Source organism: Streptomyces yangpuensis, assembly GCF_001005295.1.
Taxonomy (GTDB): domain Bacteria; phylum Actinomycetota; class Actinomycetes; order Streptomycetales; family Streptomycetaceae; genus Streptomyces; species Streptomyces yangpuensis.
In genome coordinates, this window is record NZ_LBMK01000009.1 from 218,146 (window position 1) to 234,350 (window position 16,205).

The 16,205-nt window shown below is 72.7% G+C and carries 14 protein-coding genes; 3 read left to right on the forward strand and 11 right to left on the reverse strand.

The annotated features are described in order from the left end of the window. Nucleotides 1-21: 21 nt before the first annotated feature. From cobA to AAT21_RS31715, 8 genes are all read right to left on the reverse strand, one after another. Complete coding sequence (cobA, locus tag AAT21_RS31680; RefSeq protein WP_046780407.1) at nt 22-1,257, reverse strand: uroporphyrinogen-III C-methyltransferase; 1,236 nt, start codon at nt 1,255-1,257, stop codon at nt 22-24. 118 nt (nt 1,258-1,375) lie between these two features. Next, nucleotides 1,376-2,836 (reverse strand): hypothetical protein, encoded by a 1,461-nt coding sequence (locus AAT21_RS31685; protein ID WP_046780408.1) that lies wholly within the window; start codon nt 2,834-2,836, stop codon nt 1,376-1,378. Between the two features lie 57 nt (nt 2,837-2,893). Further along, nucleotides 2,894-6,151, reverse strand: coding sequence for a nicotinate-nucleotide--dimethylbenzimidazole phosphoribosyltransferase (gene cobT / locus AAT21_RS31690; protein WP_046780409.1), 3,258 nt, complete (start codon nt 6,149-6,151; stop codon nt 2,894-2,896). Between the two features lie 275 nt (nt 6,152-6,426). Further along, nucleotides 6,427-7,629 carry a precorrin-6y C5,15-methyltransferase (decarboxylating) subunit CbiE gene (gene cbiE / locus AAT21_RS31695; protein WP_046780410.1) on the reverse strand — a complete coding sequence of 401 codons (1,203 nt, stop codon included), beginning with the start codon at nt 7,627-7,629 and terminating at the stop codon, nt 6,427-6,429. A gap of 69 nt (nt 7,630-7,698) precedes the next feature. Beyond that, a complete protein-coding gene (locus AAT21_RS31700) occupies nt 7,699-8,436 on the reverse strand; it encodes a GNAT family N-acetyltransferase (protein ID WP_046780488.1) in 738 nt (245 codons plus the stop codon). Nucleotides 8,437-8,684: 248 nt separating this feature from the next. Beyond that, a complete protein-coding gene (locus tag AAT21_RS31705; RefSeq protein WP_046780411.1) occupies nt 8,685-9,548 on the reverse strand; it encodes a MetQ/NlpA family ABC transporter substrate-binding protein in 864 nt (287 codons plus the stop codon). Nucleotides 9,549-9,693: 145 nt separating this feature from the next. Continuing rightward, complete coding sequence (locus tag AAT21_RS31710; RefSeq protein ID WP_046780412.1) at nt 9,694-10,362, reverse strand: methionine ABC transporter permease; 669 nt, start codon at nt 10,360-10,362, stop codon at nt 9,694-9,696. Next, nucleotides 10,359-11,444, reverse strand: coding sequence for a methionine ABC transporter ATP-binding protein (locus AAT21_RS31715; protein ID WP_046780413.1), 1,086 nt, complete (start codon nt 11,442-11,444; stop codon nt 10,359-10,361). The genes AAT21_RS31710 and AAT21_RS31715 overlap by 4 nt, the downstream gene beginning before the upstream one ends. A gap of 566 nt (nt 11,445-12,010) precedes the next feature. Between AAT21_RS31715 and AAT21_RS31720 the strand changes: the two genes are divergently transcribed. Then, complete coding sequence (locus AAT21_RS31720) at nt 12,011-12,379, forward strand: hypothetical protein (RefSeq protein WP_046780414.1); 369 nt, start codon at nt 12,011-12,013, stop codon at nt 12,377-12,379. Continuing rightward, on the forward strand, nt 12,372-12,791 hold the full coding sequence (locus AAT21_RS31725) for a hypothetical protein (protein WP_046780415.1): 420 nt from the start codon (nt 12,372-12,374) through the stop codon (nt 12,789-12,791). The genes AAT21_RS31720 and AAT21_RS31725 overlap by 8 nt, the downstream gene beginning before the upstream one ends. A gap of 57 nt (nt 12,792-12,848) precedes the next feature. Here the strand turns inward: AAT21_RS31725 and AAT21_RS31730 are convergent, their stop codons facing one another. From AAT21_RS31730 to AAT21_RS31740, 3 genes are all read right to left on the reverse strand, one after another. Continuing rightward, on the reverse strand, nt 12,849-13,355 hold the full coding sequence (locus AAT21_RS31730; RefSeq protein ID WP_046780416.1) for a GNAT family N-acetyltransferase: 507 nt from the start codon (nt 13,353-13,355) through the stop codon (nt 12,849-12,851). Between the two features lie 37 nt (nt 13,356-13,392). Next, the gene (locus tag AAT21_RS36300) at nt 13,393-13,980 is read right to left on the reverse strand and encodes an RNA polymerase sigma factor (RefSeq protein ID WP_079026090.1); all 588 of its coding nucleotides are present in this window, start codon (nt 13,978-13,980) and stop codon (nt 13,393-13,395) included. A 73-nt stretch (nt 13,981-14,053) separates the two neighbouring features. Next, nucleotides 14,054-15,250, reverse strand: coding sequence for a glycerophosphodiester phosphodiesterase (locus AAT21_RS31740; RefSeq protein ID WP_046780418.1), 1,197 nt, complete (start codon nt 15,248-15,250; stop codon nt 14,054-14,056). Between the two features lie 304 nt (nt 15,251-15,554). Between AAT21_RS31740 and AAT21_RS31745 the strand changes: the two genes are divergently transcribed. Beyond that, nucleotides 15,555-16,184, forward strand: a complete 630-nt coding sequence (locus AAT21_RS31745; protein ID WP_037696105.1) for a lysophospholipid acyltransferase family protein — start codon at nt 15,555-15,557, stop codon at nt 16,182-16,184. Nucleotides 16,185-16,205 lie beyond the last annotated feature (21 nt).

Sequence of the window (16,205 nt, forward strand, 5' to 3'; positions counted from 1 at the left end):
GGTGCGGTGCCAACGGCCTTGTCAGGCGCTGGTGGTGGGAACGTCCGGGCTTTTGACGCGGACGACCTCGCCGATGACGATGACCGCCGGCGGGCGGACCTCCTCGGCGCGGACCGTCTCGCCGACCGTGGCGAGGGTGGCGTCCACCCGGCGCTGGGTGGCGGTGGTGCCCTCCTGGACGACCGCGACGGGGGTGTCGGCGGAGCGGCCGTGCCGGACGAGCGCCTCGGCGATCAGGCCGATCTTGTCGACGCCCATGAGGATCACCAGGGTGCCGGTGAGCTTGGCGAGGGAGGCCCAGTCCACGAGGGAGCGCGGGTCGTCGGGGCCGACGTGGCCGCTGACCACGGTGAACTCGTGGGCGACCCCGCGGTGGGTGACCGGGATGCCGACGGCGCCGGGCACGGAGATGGAGCTGGAGATGCCGGGGACGACGGTGCAGGCGATACCGGCCTCGGCGAGGGCCTGGAGCTCCTCCATGCCGCGGCCGAAGACGTACGGGTCCCCGCCCTTGAGCCGGACCACGGCCTTGCCGGCCTTGGCGTGCTCGATCAGCGCGTTGTTGATGGCCTCCTGGGCCATGAACCGGCCGTACGGGATCTTCGCGGCGTCGATGACCTCGACGTGCGGCGGGAGCTCGTCGAGCAGGTCGCGGGGGCCGAGCCGGTCGGCGATGACCACGTCGGCCTCGGCGAGGAGGCGGCGGCCGCGCACGGTGATCAGGTCCGGGTCCCCGGGGCCGCCGCCGACGAGGGCGACGCCGGGGGTGGACTTGTGGCGGTGGCCGGGGGCGGCGAGGCTGCCGTCGCGCAGGCCCTCGACCACGGCGTCCCGGACGGCGGCGGACCGCCGCGGGTCGTTGCCGGTCAGCACGGCGACGGTGACGCCCTCGATGCGGCCGGTGGCCGGGGTCCAGGCGGTGGCCGCGGCGGCGTCGTCGGCGCGCACGCACCAGACGCGCTCGCGCTCGGCCTCGGCGGAGGCCTGCTCGTTGACGTCGCGGTGCTGCGTGGCGATGAGGGCGTACCAGGCGCCGGCGAGGTCGCCGTCCTGGTAGCGGCGGCGCTCCCAGCGGATCTCGCCGGTCTCGGCCATGGCGTCCACGGAGGGGGTGGCGGAGGGCGAGACGAGGAGGACGTCGGCGCCGGCCGCGATGAGCGCGGGGAGGCGGCGCTGGGCGACCTGGCCACCGCCGATGACGACGACGCGGCGGCCGGCGAGGCGGAGTCCTACGGGGTAGGCGGGGGTGTCGGCCATGGCGGATGCGGCTCCTGGGGGCGGCGGTGCTCTTGCGTGCCGCTGCGGCGCTGGAGCGGCGGGATTGCTGACGTGCGGTGATGCGGTGCGGGTCCACCATACGGCGCGGGCCGTCCGGTCAGGGTGGAGGGGTCGGAGCACCCGACGGGCGCATGAGCCCGGTGGCGGGGACCCTGGACGTCACGGAGAGGGTCTTCATGAGCCCGTAGCGGTCCGGCTCCTCCCTGAGCGGCAGCACGCCCCGGCACGGGGTTCCGGGTCCGATCACGGAATTGATCTCGGAGTTCCGGCCACCCGGTTCCATCTGCCACCACGACGTGACGTAGCGGGCTCTCCTGGTGACGTTGATCAGATTATTGTTGTGCCTGATGCGCGCCCGGAAGGCGATGCAGTCACCGCCCGGGAGCGGGCAGGCCGAGAAACCGGGCGAGGAAGGGTGCCAGGAGAACTGGGGTTGCCCGTAACCCGGCGCGATCTTGCCGCGGTCCCTTCTCGTGGTGATCGCCTTGGCCGATGCCTCGATCATGGAGTACTCGACCCCTGCCGGAATCTGGATGATCTTGTCTTCGGCGTGTTCGTTGCCCGGATCGAGCCAGGAGCCCTCGGTTCCGAATGTACCGGTGGCCAGCTGGTCCCGGCCGGTGACCTCGGTGTACTGCTCGGCATCACCGTCGAAGGCCAGGATCTCCCGCCAGTACTGGAGCCTCGTCTCCTCGTGGAGCACCGTTTTCACTCCGATCACCCAGAAGATCGTGGTGAGGATGTCCACGGGAACCGTGCCGACGTTCTTGATGCTCACCCTGAGCGGAATGTGCACGATCTTGCCGTCCGGACTGAGCTTGGGCTCCCCCAGTTTCGCCTCGGTCGTGATGAGGCTGCGCCGCACGTTGGGTTCGTAGAGCGTGGTGTTCGCAAAGTTCACACCGGCCAGGACGGCGGAGAGCGTCAGGCCCGCGACGACGCTCCTGGGGTGGGGCAGGCCCTTCCAGGCCGCGTGTCGGCAGAGCCGCCACAGAGCCCACGAGGACCAGCCGAGCAGAGCGACGTAGACCGGCAGGTAGACGACGAACTCCGACGCCTCGAACCACATGCTGAGCAGCAGCACGCTCATCGCCAGAGCGATCAGGGCTCCGATCAGCGTGACAGCGCCCGAGTATTTCCAGCGCCGCTTGCCCCAGTAGTCGAGCGCGGAGACGACCCCCGCGGACTGCACCGCGGCCGCGACGAGCAGCAGCCATCCGGTCAGGCGCCCGGCGAAGGTCTGGGACTCGAAGGCGTCCACGGCGCCGATGCGGACTAGGAGCACGGCGGAGCCCGCCAGGCCGAGCGCCATCACAGTCCCCGCCGTGCGGCGGGGCCAGGGGTGGTCGGGCCAGGTATCGGGGCCGGCGCCGCGCCAGATGACGAAGCGCGGGTCGCGCAGGGGCATGGCCGACGGGTAGCGGGCCCTGTGCAGAACGCGACGCAGCTCTCGGAGCGACCAGACGCGGCCCAGGACCCGGCTGCCCGCGCTCACCTCGCGCAGGCCCCGGGTGTCCGGTGGGGAGACGACCACCCTGGGCCTGGCTCCGATGCTCATGGGAACCAGGCTCCGGGGGGTCGCACCCCGCCGCGCGGCGGGGTGCTCCGGTCGGCCCTACTTTTCCGTGACGCCCGCCGAGTCGAAGGTGGCGACCTCGTGCATCGCGCGGGCCGCGCTCTGGACCAGCGGGAGGGCGAGCAGGGCGCCGGTGCCCTCGCCGAGGCGGAGGTCCAGGTCGACCAGGGGGCGCAGGCCCAGCTTGTTCAGGGCCGCCACGTGGCCCGGCTCCGCGCTGCGGTGACCCGCGATGCAGGCCGAGAGCGACTCCGGGGCGATGGCGCGTGCCACCAGTGCGGCCGCTCCGGCGCTGACGCCGTCCAGGATCACCGGCGTACGCAGGGAGGCGCCGCCCAGGAGGAGGCCCACGATCGCCGCGTGCTCCAGGCCGCCGATCGCCGCGAGGACGCCGATCGGGTCCGCCGGGTCCGGCTGGTGCAGTTCCAGGGCGCGGCGGACGACGTCCACCTTGCGGGCGTGCGTCTCGTCGTTGATGCCCGTGCCGCGGCCGGTGACCTCGGACGGGTCGACGCCCGTGAAGACGGAGATGAGGGCGGCGGAGACCGTGGTGTTCGCGATGCCCATCTCGCCCGTGAGGAGCGCCTTGTTGCCCGCCGCGACCAGGTCGCGGGCCGTCTCGATGCCCACCTCGATGGCCGCGACCGCCTCCTCGCGGGTCATCGCCGGGCCCGTGGACAGGTCGGCGGTGCCGGGGCGGACCTTGCGCGGGAGCAGGCCGGGGGTGGCCGGGAGGTCGCCCGCGACGCCGACGTCGATCACGCAGACCTCGGCGCCGACCTGGTTGGCGAAGGCGTTGCAGACCGCGCCGCCGCCCAGGAAGTTGGCGACCATCTGCGTGGTGACCTCCTGGGGCCACGGGGTGACGCCCTGGGCGTGGACCCCGTGGTCGCCCGCGAAGATCGCGACCGCGGCCGGCTCGGGGATCGGCGGCGGGCAGACCCGGGACAGGCCCGCGAGCTGGGCGGAGATGATCTCCAGCATGCCCAGGGCCCCGGCGGGCTTCGTCATGCGCTTCTGGCGCTCCCAGGCCTCGCCGAGCGCCTTCGCGTCGAGCGGGCGGATGCTGGCGACCGTCTCGGAGAGGAGGTCGTGCGGCTCCTCGCCGGGCAGCGCGCGACGGCCGTAGGTCTCCTCGTGGACCACCCAGGAGAGCGGCCGGCGCTGCGACCAGCCGGCCTGGGCGAGCTCGGGTTCCTCAGGGAACTCGTCCACGTAGCCGACGCACAGGTAGGCGACGACCTCCAGGTGCTCGGGCAGGCCGAGCTCGCGGACCATCTCGCGCTCGTCGAAGAAGCTGACCCAGCCGACGCCGAGGCCTTCGGCGCGTGCGGCGAGCCAGAGGTTCTCGACGGCGAGGGCCGAGGAGTACGGGGCCATCTGCGGCTGGGTGTGCCGGCCGAGGGTGTGGCGGCCGCCGCGGGTGGGGTCGGCGGTGACCACGATGTTCACCGGGGTGTCGAGGATGGCCTCGATCTTCAGTTCCTTGAACTGCTTCGCGCGGCCCTTCGGCAGCGACTTCGCGTAGGCCTCGCGCTGGCGCTGGGCGAGCTCGTGCATCGTCCGGCGGGTGTCGGCGGAGCGGATGACGACGAAGTCCCAGGGCTGGGAGTGGCCGACGCTGGGCGCGGTGTGAGCCGCCTCCAGGACGCGGAGCAGCACCTCGTGCGGGATCGGGTCGGTCCGGAAGCCCTTGCGGATGTCGCGGCGCTCGCGCATGACGCGCAGGACGGCCTCGCGCTCGGCGTCGTCGTACCCGGGGGCCGGCTCGCCCGCGGCGGGCTCGGGCTCGGCGTGCTCGGTCTGCTCGGCCTCGGCCTGCTCCGGCCGGTCGGCGTCCTGGGCCTCTGCGGGCTCCGGCTGGACGGGCTCCACGGCGACGGCCTCGGCGAGCGGCTGGGCGGCTTCCTCGGGGGCGGTCACGACGGGCTGGGCCGGGTCGGCCACCGGCTGGACCGGGACGGGGGCGACGGCCTCGGCGGGCACCGGCTGGACGGGCTCCACGACAGCGGCCTCGACGGCCGGCTCGGCGGGCTCCACGACGACGGCCACGGGCTCGGGGTGGCCCGGCTCGGGCGCGACAGGTGCGGCGGGCGCGACCGGCTCCGTGGCCTCCGCGGGGGCGACCGCCACGGGCTGCGGCGGGACGGCCACCGGCGGGACCTCGGCGGGCGCGGCCTCGGCGGGCGCGGCCTCGGTCGGCACGGGCTGGACCGGCTCCACGACGGCGGCCTCGACGGACGCCTCGGCCGGCTCCGCGGGTGCGGCCGCCTGGGGTGTGACGACGGGTGCCCCGGCGGCCGCCGACTCGGAGGTCTCCGCCGTCGGGGCGGGCGCCTCGGCCGTTGCGGGCTCGGGCTGCTGCGGGGCCTGGGCCGCCACCGGCTCGGCGGGCGCCGCCGCAGCCTCGGGCTCCACGGCGGCCTGTACGGGCTCGGCGGCCTGTGCAGGCTCGGGGGCTACGGCCGGCTCGGGGGCTGCGGCAGGCTCGGGGGCCTGGGCTGCCGCGGCCGGCAGCGGCTCCGGCGCGGCGACCGGCTCCGGCGTCCACGGCGCCCCGGCCTGCGGCGGGACCTCGCCGAGCTGCGGGGCGGGCTCCTGGGCGGCTTCCGCGCGGGGCACGTCCAGGTACTCGGGCCCGATGGTCGGTGGGCCGGCCTGGTGGAGCGGGGTGGCCCCCGTGGCGGTGTTCAGGGCGGAGGCGAGCGGGGCGGCCTGCGCGGGCGCGGCGGCTGGGCCGCGGTCCGCGAGCGACCGTACGACTCCGCCGGTGGCGTCGGGCACGGGCGGGCCCATGTGCAGCGGGCGCCGGACGGGAGCCGCGGGCGCCGTCGGGGCGGCGGGGGCCGCGGGCGGCGGGACGACGAGCCCGCCGAGGTCGAGCGCGCCGGAGTCCCGGCCGCCCGTCTCGTGGGCGCCCGCGCTGTAGGAGCCGTCGGGGAAGACGGGCTGCGGGAACTCGGTGTACCCGCCGGGCTCGGGGTACGCCGCCGGGGCGCCGGGATAGGCGGCGTCGGTGCCGTAGGCCGGGTCGGCGTACAGCTGCGGCTCGGCGGCCTGGGGCTCCACCGGGAAGGCCGGGACCTGCGGGACGACCTGCGGGTCGCTCCAGGAACCCTGGGCGCTCGGCATCAGCAGGAGTTCCTCGTCCTCCGGCTCGGCCGGGTCCATGAGGTCCTGGAAGGCGTAGCCGGGCATCGGTGCCGGCATCTGGACCGGGGCGGGCATGCCCTGCTGATCCACCATGCCCGTGTTGTCCGGGAGACCCTCGCCCGGGACCTGGCCGGTGTCAGTCATGCTTACCCCTCGCCCATCGGTGTTGCCTCTTCGATCACCCGGTCGCCCACGAGGCCTCCGAGCGGAGTTGCCGTGCGGTGTCGCGGGTGCGACGAGTCCGTCTCACGTGCGCCTGCGCGACAACCAGTAAGCATTGTCGCGCCCGTTAGCGATCGTGGCGGCCATAACCACCACGGTCCTCTGTGGACTGCGCCACGTCGCGCGTCCAGGCCGTGTCGCGATGCCGGAAACGTCCGCGCAGTACGACGATCGGCCAGCCTACCCCGGCCCTCGTCTCAGCGGGTGACAGGGCGCTGAGCTGCCAGGAGGAACACCACGGAACGGTCCTGTTCGGCCCAGGTGCGGGGGTCCAGGCCGACGGACTGCAGGAGCGCGCACTCGACGTCGTAACCGTGTTCGGTGAGGACCCGGCCGATGGCCTCCGCCTCGTCGCGGGTGGAGGCGTGGCTGACGATCCGTCCGGGGCGCCTGTCCGCGACGGCCGCGACGACCTCGGCGCCGCCGCCGCCGACACGGACGACGTCGGGCTCGGGCAGGTTCTCCAGGACGTGCGGTGCCCGCCCGTCGACGAACTGCAGTTGCACTCCGCGGGCGCGGGCGGCGGCGGTCACCCGGTCGCGGGCCGCGGGGTCGGCGTCCACGGCGATGACGGCCGCGCCGAGGGCGGCCGCGTCCACGGCCACGCCACCGGACCCGGTGCCGATGTCCCAGACGAGGTCGCCGGTGCGCGGGCCGAGCCGGGCGAGTTGGGCGGCGTGCAGCAGTCCCGACTCCCCCTCCCCCGCGCCGGGCTGCGCCCGGGCCCAGCCGCGTTCGGCGGAGTGCGCGGGGGTCTGGCCGAGCAGCCAGCCGGGCTCGGCGGCGGGTGCCTGTCCCGCGCCGCCGATGACGATGACGACGTTCGGGTCGCGCCAGCTGTGGTCGGCGGCCTTGTCGGAGGTGAGGACGCTCACCTGCTCGCGGTCCGTGCCGAGTTCCTCGCAGACCACGAAGGTGCGGTGGACCCCGTCGAGGAGCAGGGCGAGTTCGGCGGGGCCGGCGCCGGGCGAGGTGAGGACGGCGACCTTGGGGGGGGCGCGGCAGACGTTGACGGCGCGCCGCAGGGTGCGGGGGTGGGCGACGACGACCTGGGCGTCGTCCCAGGGCATGCCGGCGCGGGCGAAGGCGGCCGCGACGGAGGAGACGGCGGGGACGACCTCGACCTCCAGGCCGTGCTCCGGGGCGCGCAGGGTGCGTACGACGCCGAAGAAGCCGGGGTCGCCGTCGGCGAGGACCACCGCGGTGCCGCGGTGGCCGGCGATGCGGCGGGCGGCCAGGCCCGGGCTGCCCAGGCGGATGCGTTCGGCGGTGGGCGGGACTTCGGGGAGCGCGAGGTGGTGGGCGGCTCCGGCCACGAGGGTGGCGGCGGAGAGCGCGGACCGGGCGGCCGAGGTCAGGGGCGAACCGTCCCAGCCGATCACCGTGACCCGGTCGGCCATCGTCGTCTGTCTCCTGATGTGGGGGGCGGGAGGGAGGGGCGGGCACGGTGAGACTACCCGGTCATCGGTTCATTTCCGGTCGGCGCCGACGGGGTGGCCGTTCGCGTCGGACCGCTGTCCGGGGACCACGTGGCCCGGGTACGCGCCCCGGCCGCCGCCGTGGGTGTCGTGGGTTTCGTGGGTGTCGTAGCTCTCGTAGCCGTCGTACCCGTCGAGGCCGTCGCCCTCGTCGAGGTCCTCGGGCAGGAGGCTCCAGACGATGAGGTCGGTGCGGGTGTCGGCCCAGCCGCCGTCGGCCGTCTGCGTGCGCACGGTCCACGCGTTGCGCAGGACGCCCTCGCTGATGCAGCCGATCTTCTGGGCGACCTGCTGGGAGGCGGTGTTGTCGGCGGCGGTGCGCAGTTCGAGGCGCTCGAACGCCTGCTCACGGAAGAGCCATTGGGCGACGGCCAGGACGGACTCGCTGGCGTAGCCCTCGCCGCGGGCCCAGGGCGCGGTGACGTAGCCGGCCTCGGTGGCGCGGGTGCGCCAGTCGGTGTTGCGCAGGTGGACGATGCCGACGAGGCGCTGGGTGAGGAACTCGGTGACGGCGAAGACGATGCCGCGGCCCTCGGCGCGTTCGGCGTGGGAGTCCCGGGTGGCCCATGCCCGCGCGTGGGCGTGGGTGTACGGGTGCGGTACGGAGGTCCAGGCGGTGATGTTCTCGTCGTTCATCATCTCGGCGAGCGCGGTGACGTCCTCCTCCTCGAACGGGCGCAGCACCAGCCGGTCCGTGCTGATGGTGACGTCCGGAAAGGTGGTAGTCATGCGCAGCTCCATGCCTGAGAACGTGGTGCGACCGTGGTGCGATGCGACCGTGGGCGGGGGCAGTTGGTGCGGAACCGGGTCCACGGGTCGTAGGCCACAGCATGCAGCATCGGCGGGGGGATGTGCAGGGCCGGGTTGCCCGGGAGCGGGCAGGACTCGGCCCCGCGCGCCGACAGGGGCGTACGGGGCCGAGATGCATGACCGTCCGGGGGCCCGACGGCATCGGGCGGCGGGGTCCGGGGACGGGGTCAGGAGGCGGGGGTGCCGAAGGCCGGGACGACCGAGCCCTGGTACTTCTCCTCGATGAACTTCTTGACGTCGTCGGAGTTCAGGAGCTTGGCGAGCTTCTGGATCCGCGGGTCGTCCTGGGTGCCGTCCTTGACCGCGAGGAAGTTGGCGTAGGGGTTGCCCTCGGCCTTCTCCAGGGCGAGTGCGTCCTTGGCGGGCGCCAGGTTCGCTTCCAGGGCGTAGTTGCCGTTGATGACCGCGGCGTCCACGTCGCTCAGCGCGCGCGGGACCGTGGCGGCCTCCAGCTCCTTGAACTCCAGGCCCTTCTTGTCGGTGATGTCGGACAGCTTGGCGCCGGTGCCGACACCCTCCTTGAGGGTGATCAGGTTGTTCGCGGCCAGCAGCTGGAGCGCACGGCCCTCGTTGGTGGTGTCGTTGGGGACGGCGATGGTCTGGCCGGCCTTGATGTCGGAGAGCGACGTGACCTTCTTGGAGTAGAGGCCGAGGGGCTCCAGGTGCACGTTCACGACGGGGACGACGTGGGTGTTGTTCTTCTTGTTGAAGTCGTCGAGGTACGGCTTGTGCTGGAAGTAGTTGCCGTCGACCTGGCCCTGCTCGGTGGCGGTGTTGGGCAGGACGTAGTCCGTGAACTCCTTGACCTCCAGCTTGAGGCCTTCCTTGGCCGCGAGCTTGTCCTTGACGAAGTTCAGGACGTCGGCGTGGGGGCTCGGGGAGGCCGCGATGACGAGCGGCTTGCTCTCGTCGGCCTTGCCGCCGTCGGCCTTCGCGGAGGACGGGTCCGAGGAGCTGCCGCAGGCGGTGAGGCCGAGGGTCAGCGCGGTGGCGGTGGCGGCGAGGGCGGTGAGCTTGATGTTCTTACGCACGAAGAGTGCCTTTCTTGCGGAACAAGTACCGAGGACTTGCTGGTGGTGGCCCAAGCACGACAAGTGCGGGCTCTATGGGGGAAATCGGCGGGGGCGGCTGCCCGGGGTGCCGGTCAGGCGGCCGGACGGTCGGACGGTCGGACGGTCAGGCGGTGCGGCCGCGGCGGGCCAGGAGGCGTACGACGCCGTCGCCGATCAGCTGGACGACCGTGACGAGGACGATGAGGACCACGACGGTGGCGACCATGAAGCCGGTCTCGAAGCGCTGGAAGCCGTACGTGATGGCCTTGGAGCCGAGGCCTTCGCCGCCGACGGCGCCCGCCATGGCGGAGTAACCGACGAGGGTGATGACGGTGGTGGTGACGCCGGCGACCAGGGAGGGCAGGGCCTGCGGCAGGAGCACCTTGCCGACCAGGGTCGGGATGCCGCCGCCCATGGACTCGACGGCCTCGATCAGGCCGTGGTCCACCTCGCGGACGGCGGTCTCGACGAGCCGGGCGAAGAAGGGGATGGCGCCGATCGCGAGCGGGACGATCATGGCGGTGGGACCGATGAAGGTGCCGACGACCGCGGTGGTGACCGGGATCAGGAAGATCAGCAGGATGATGAACGGCAGCGAGCGGCCTATGTTCACGATCACGCCGAGGACCTTGTTGACCGGCTGGTTCTGCAGCAGGCCGCCCTTGTCGGTGAGGACCAGCAGGATGCCGATGGGCAGTCCGCCGAGCACGGTGACCAGGGTGGACCACAGCACCATGTAGAGGGTGTCGTAGGTGCCCTGGGTGAGCAGGGGCTGCATCTCGGACCAGGTCACTTGGCACCATCCTTGACCAGTGCGGCCAGTTCGGCCAGTTCGTTGTCGATCCCGTCGGCGCCGTCGGCCGTGTCGGTCTCCTCGTCGACGACGTCGACCTGGAGGCCCTGCTCGCGCAGGAAGCCCACCGGGACGACGTTGTCCTCGTAGCGGCCGGGGAGTTCGATGCGCATGCGGCCGATGAGCCGGCCGGCGACGGTGTCCATCGCGGCGCCGAGGATCGAGATGTCGATGTTGTAGGTACGCGCGAGCTGCGAGATGACGGGCTGGGCGGCGGCCTCGCCGTGGAAGGTGACATCGACGACCGTGCGGTCGGGGCCGGAGGCGGCGCCGGTGACCGGGAACAGCTCGCCCGCGAGCTCGGAGCCGGGGGTGGCGAGCAGTTCGGCGACGGTGCCGGACTCCACGATCCGGCCCTTCTTCATGAGGGCGGCCGAGTCGCAGACGGTCTTGACGACGTCCATCTCGTGCGTGATGAGCAGCACGGTGAGGCCGAGCTGCTCGTTGAGGTCGCGCAGCAGCTTCAGGATGGAGCGGGTGGTCTCGGGGTCGAGGGCGCTGGTGGCCTCGTCGGAGAGCAGCACCTTGGGGTCGCCGGCCAGGGCGCGGGCGATGCCGACGCGCTGCTTCTGGCCGCCGGAGAGCTGGGTGGGGTAGGCCTTGGCCTTGTCGCCGAGGCCGACCAGGTCGAGCAGTTCGAGGGCCTTGCGGGAGCGCTCGCGGCCGGAGACGCCGAGGATCTCCAGGGGCAGCTCAATGTTGGCCTGGACAGTGCGCGAGGACAGCAGGTTGAAGTGCTGGAAGACCATGCCGATGCGGCTGCGGGCATCGCGCAGCTCCTTGCCGGCGCGGCGGCCACGGCCGGCGAGCGCCGTGAGGTCGACGCCGTCGACGTGCACGGTGCCGGTGGTGGGGCGCTCCAGCAGGTTCACGCAGCGGATCAGGGAGGACTTGCCGGCGCCGCTCTGGCCGATGACTCCGTAGACCTCGCCCTCACGGACGTGGAGGTCGACGCCGTCCAGGGCGGTGACCTCGCGGCCACGGGACTGGTAGACCTTCGTGAGGCCCGATGTGGTGATCACAGGAATTCCGTCGCTGTCGAGTGCGCGGCGCAGCGGAGTGCCGGGCACGGGGCATACATCTGGGACGCGATACGGGACGAACCGTCAGAAATCGTTGGCTTCGACGCGTGCGCGGGGCATGAGTGGGCCGTGCTGTCCATCAGGTGGTGACGCACTGGCGCGGCTGGTCTCGCTTCGGGGCGCGAGGCTCAGGAAGGGGCCCTCAGAAGGCGCGCATTCGACACATACAGCGAGCACCGGGCGTCATCGTCGCCTCGGTCGCAAGGGTGCGGCTGCTCGTCGTGGTCATGGGCCCCAGTAAAGCAGACGTATCCCCTCACCGATCAAAGCTGTCCGGATAGCGGACGAGATTCGACCGCATAGCGGACAAGACCGGTCGGTCCCGACCATCCGCCCCACCCCCCGGCCTCCCCTCCGACCTGCGCCGACGCCGCCCCGCGGGCCCGCGCCCGGAGGGCGCCGCGGGGTCCGCCCGCAAGGGACTCTGTGGTCAAGACCACTGCCTCGGCGCGGGCCGGGAGCGGGGCGCGCGCATCGGGTCTTTCGGCCCGTAATACCCTCGCTGCATGCTCGACGCCCTGACGGTCGCCATCGGCGTGGCCGCACTCGCCCTCGCCGCCTGGTGCGGTTACGCCGCGCTGCGGGACCAGCCGACCAAGGACTGGCACTTCATCGGCATGGCCGTGGTGACCGTGCTGGTCCTGGCCCAGCTGGTGATCGGCCTGGTCCAGCTGGCCAGAGGCGAGAAGCCCGACGAGGGCTCGGTGATCTTCGTGGCCTACCTGCTCGGCGCGTTCGCCGCGGTACCGGCCGCCGGGCTGCTCTCGCTGACAGAGCGGACCAAGTGGGGATCGGTGACCGTGGCCGCCGGCGCGGTGGTCCTTGCCGTCCTCGAAGTAAGGCTCTACGACATCTGGGGAACCACCGGTGCCTGACGCTGACACGACGACCGCCACTCCCGCCGGGCGCCGGCGGCTGGTCTCCGGGCCCGGCCTGCTGCTGGTGTGGCTGTACGGGGTGATGGTGGTGGGCGCGGTCTCCCGCTCGGCCTTCCAGATCTCGACCGAGTTCGACCGGGCGCCGCTGCCCTACTCGCTGTCCGCGGTGGCGGCGCTGGCCTACGCGTTCATCACGTACTCCCTGGTCCGCGGCGGCGAGGCGGCGCGCAGGGCGGCGCTGGTGTGCTGCGCCGCGGAACTCGCGGGCGTGCTGACGGTGGGCACATGGACCCTGCTGCGCCCGGAGTCCTTCCCCGACACGACCGTCTGGTCGCAGTTCGGGATGGGCTACCTGTTCATCCCGGTGATCCTGCCGATCACCGGGATGCTCTGGCTGCGCAGGCGCTGAGCCGTACACCGGCCCAGTTCGCCCTCGGGCTCGGCCTCAGGCTCTTCAGGCTCGGACTCAGGCGCTGACCGCGAAGTCGGTCGGGTCCTTGGCTTCCTTCTCCAGGATCACCAGCTGCACGCCGTCGGACGCCGTGCGCCCGCCGACCTTGACGTAGCCGGCCTTGCGGTAGAGGCGCAGGTTGGACTCGCTCTTGTGACCGGTGTGCAGACGGAAGCGAGTGGCGGTGCCAGGGCCCGCGAGGGCCTCCTCGACCGCGCGCAGCAGGCGCGCGCCGAGCCCGTGGCCCTGCAGGCGCGGGTGGACGCAGAGCTTGGCGATCTTGGCGGTGCCCTCCTCGTCCACGCTGCCGCGAACGGTGCCGACGATCTCGTCGCCGAGCCGGGCCACCAGGACGGTGTCCTTCGCCAGCTCGCCCTTCAGGGAGTCCAGGGACTGGGTGAGCGGCTGGATGAGGTAGTTGCCGTACAACTCGGCCTCGCGCTGGAAGGCCAGGTACTGCAATTTGAAGATCTGCTCGGCGTCCTCGGCGACCGCCGCCGAAATGGTCACGCTCATGCCCATGTGCGCATGCCTCCAGCTCACCTGGTAGCCCGTTGGTCTACCGCTCCCTTCCCCGAAGGCCAGGAGCCGCAACCTCTGCCGCGAGCATTCTGCGCAGACATCCCAGGCAACGGGAACGTACGGGCCCTAAACTTCCTTGTGAGATACCCAACTCTCCTGCGATTTCACGGTATGTGAGGTCTCTGGGCGAAAGAAGTGCCCGCATCAGCTCGGGACAGCGCCCGGGCAACCGGGCGACGGCCGATCGGAGTGCGCGGTTCTCCTCCCCGTGCAGCAGGGCGTCTTCGGGCGCCGGCCCGGAGGCGGCGCCGGTCCGCGGGCCGCCGTCCGTGAAGCGGCGCCGGCGGGCGTCCGCGGGGGTGCGGCGGTGGTCGTAGGGGATCTCGCGCTGCGCCCGGCGCCGGGCGAGCCGGGCCTCGGCCCGTACCGCACGGCGCAGCCAGCGGGCCGGCTCGGCCGGGTCTGCGGGGTCGGGGGCGCGCCGGCCGCTCTCCAGCAGCCTGACCCAGACGGCCTGTTCGAGGTCGGCCGCGTCCATTCCGGCGGCCGGGGCCTCCGCCGCCGCCTCGGCGGAGAGCAGCGGGCCCAGTTCGTTCACGAGGGCGGGGTCCTTCAGCAGGTCCATGCCGAGCGGGACGAGTGGGCCGGGCCCGGCGGTTTCCCCGCCCGGCGGGGCCCACTCGTTCGGGAAGCGGCGCTCAGCGGTTGACGGGGCGCCGGCCCGGGCGGAAGGCCTCGGCGGCGAGCAGTCCGGTGTCCGGGTTGTCAGTGAAGATCCCGTCGATGCCCTGCTCGAAGTAGGTACGGAAGGCGCCGAGGGCGTCCCCGTACGCGGCCGGGTCCGTACCCCTGCGGTATTCGGCGGGCAGGAAGCTGTTCTCGTTGCGGGCGGTGTAGGGGTGCAGCAGCAGGCCGCGGGCGTGGGCGTCCTTCACCAGGGTGGTGGGGGTGCCGAGCCGGCCGGCCGCGTCGCGCGGGATGATCAGGTCCATCGTGGGGCCGATGCCCTGGGCGAAGCCGGCGATCCACGTGAGGCCCTCGGGCTTGACCAGGTCGGCGACGGTGCGCGGGTCCCCCGCCTGTTCGAAGTCCCAGGGGCGGGTGCCCGCGGCGGAGAGCAGGACGACGCGGGGCGCGGAGACCAGCCGGGAGAGCCGCTGGATGCTGGAGGGCTCGAAGGACTGGAGGAAGACGGCGGCGTCCCGGCCGTCGCGGCGGTACCGGCGCAGCAGCCGGGCGAGGGGCTCCTCCAGACCGAGGCCCAGGCTCCGGAAGTAGCTGGGGTGCTTGGTCTCGACGTGCAGCCAGATCTGCTCGCCGCGCCGCCTGCCCTCGCGGTCGGCCCAGCGGAGCACCTCTTCGAAGGTGGGGACCGCCCACTGGCCGTCGTAGAGCGTGTTGCGCTGGCGGACTGCGGGGATACGTTCCTTCGCGCGCAGGGTCTTCAGCTCGGCGAGGGTGAAGTCCTCGGTGAACCAGCCGGTGACCTGGACCCCGTCGACGGACTTGGTGGTACGCCGGGAGGCGAACTCGCGGTGGTCGGCGACGTCGGTGGTCCCGCCGATCTCGTTCTCGTGGCGGCACACCAGGTGGCCGTCCCGGGTGGGGACCAGGTCCTGCTCGACGACGTCCGCGCCCAGGTCGAGGGCCAGCTGGTAGGAGCCGAGCGTGTGCTCCGGCCGGTAGCCGCTGGCGCCGCGGTGGCCGATGACCGTGGGGTACGGCAGGCCCCGGAAGCCGCCGTCGCCGTGCCCGCCGCCCGCGGCGGACTGCGAAGACGCCGAGGACGCCCCCGCCGCGGACGCCGTTCCCGCCGCGAGGCCGGTGATCCCCGTCCCCGCCGCCAGGACCGCCGCTCCCAGGACCGTGCGCCGCGCTGCCCCACCCTGCGTCATGACTGCCACTCCTCGTCGTGAAGGCCGTAAGGCCGTGGCCGTGAAGGCCGTGATCGGCGTGCCGATGGTAGGCAAAGGGGGTGGCCGCAGGGGGTGCCTCTCAGGCACAGCCGGGGAACTTGGCGAAAACGCGCGTCAACATTACGTATCCGACACGTGAACCCGATGTGCGCTCGGAGCTGACCCGCGAGTATCGTCCTCACCTGCGCTACCGCCGCGTGGTGGGTGCGCGAGCCGCTTTTCGATGCCGGAGGGGCCCACGTTGTTCCGTACGAAGCTCATCAAAGCCACTGTCGGACCGGTCATGCGCACGATGTTCCGCACCCGCGTGGAGGGCGTCGAGAACATCCCCGGGTCCGGGCCGGTGATTCTGGCGGGCAACCACCTCACCTTCATCGACTCCATGATCCTGCCGCTGGTGTGCGACCGCACGGTCCACTTCATCGGCAAGGACGAGTACGTGACCGGCAAGGGGCTCAAGGGCCGGCTCATGGCGTGGTTCTTCACCGGCTCCGGCATGATCCCCGTCGACCGTGACGGCGCCAACGGCGGGGTCGCGGCCCTGATGACCGGCCGCAGGATCCTCGAAGAGGGCAAGATCTTCGGCATCTACCCCGAGGGCACCCGCTCCCCCGACGGCCGGCTCTACCGCGGCCGCACCGGCATCGCCCGCCTCACCCTGATGACCGGTGCCCCCGTGGTGCCGTTCGCGATGATCGGCACCGACAAGCTCCAGCCCGGCGGCGCCGGCATGCCGCGTCCGGGCCGGGTCACCGTCCGCTTCGGCGAGCCGATGGAGTTCTCCCGCTACGAGGGCATGGACCGCGACCGGTACGTGCTGCGGGCCGTCACCGACTCGGTGATGGCCGAGGTCATGCGGCTCTCGGGCCAGGAGTACGTCGACATGTACGCGACCAAGGCGAAGGCTGCCTAGCCTTCGCGTTTCCCGTGGTCC

Bases quoted from the DNA above. Each gene is read 5' to 3' on its own strand.
- cobT (WP_046780409.1), bottom strand. From the start codon at position 6,151: ATGACTGACACCGGCCAGGTCCCGGGCGAGGGTCTCCCGGACAACACG.
- cobA (WP_046780407.1), bottom strand. From the start codon at position 1,257: ATGGCCGACACCCCCGCCTACCCCGTAGGACTCCGCCTCGCCGGCCGC.
- AAT21_RS36300 (WP_079026090.1), bottom strand. From the start codon at position 13,980: ATGGACCTGCTGAAGGACCCCGCCCTCGTGAACGAACTGGGCCCGCTG.
- AAT21_RS31720 (WP_046780414.1), top strand. From the start codon at position 12,011: ATGCTCGACGCCCTGACGGTCGCCATCGGCGTGGCCGCACTCGCCCTC.
- AAT21_RS31745 (WP_037696105.1), top strand. From the start codon at position 15,555: ATGCGCACGATGTTCCGCACCCGCGTGGAGGGCGTCGAGAACATCCCC.
- AAT21_RS31730 (WP_046780416.1), bottom strand. From the start codon at position 13,355: ATGGGCATGAGCGTGACCATTTCGGCGGCGGTCGCCGAGGACGCCGAG.
- cbiE (WP_046780410.1), bottom strand. From the start codon at position 7,629: ATGGCCGACCGGGTCACGGTGATCGGCTGGGACGGTTCGCCCCTGACC.
- AAT21_RS31685 (WP_046780408.1), bottom strand. From the start codon at position 2,836: ATGAGCATCGGAGCCAGGCCCAGGGTGGTCGTCTCCCCACCGGACACC.
- AAT21_RS31700 (WP_046780488.1), bottom strand. From the start codon at position 8,436: ATGACTACCACCTTTCCGGACGTCACCATCAGCACGGACCGGCTGGTG.
- AAT21_RS31740 (WP_046780418.1), bottom strand. From the start codon at position 15,250: ATGACGCAGGGTGGGGCAGCGCGGCGCACGGTCCTGGGAGCGGCGGTC.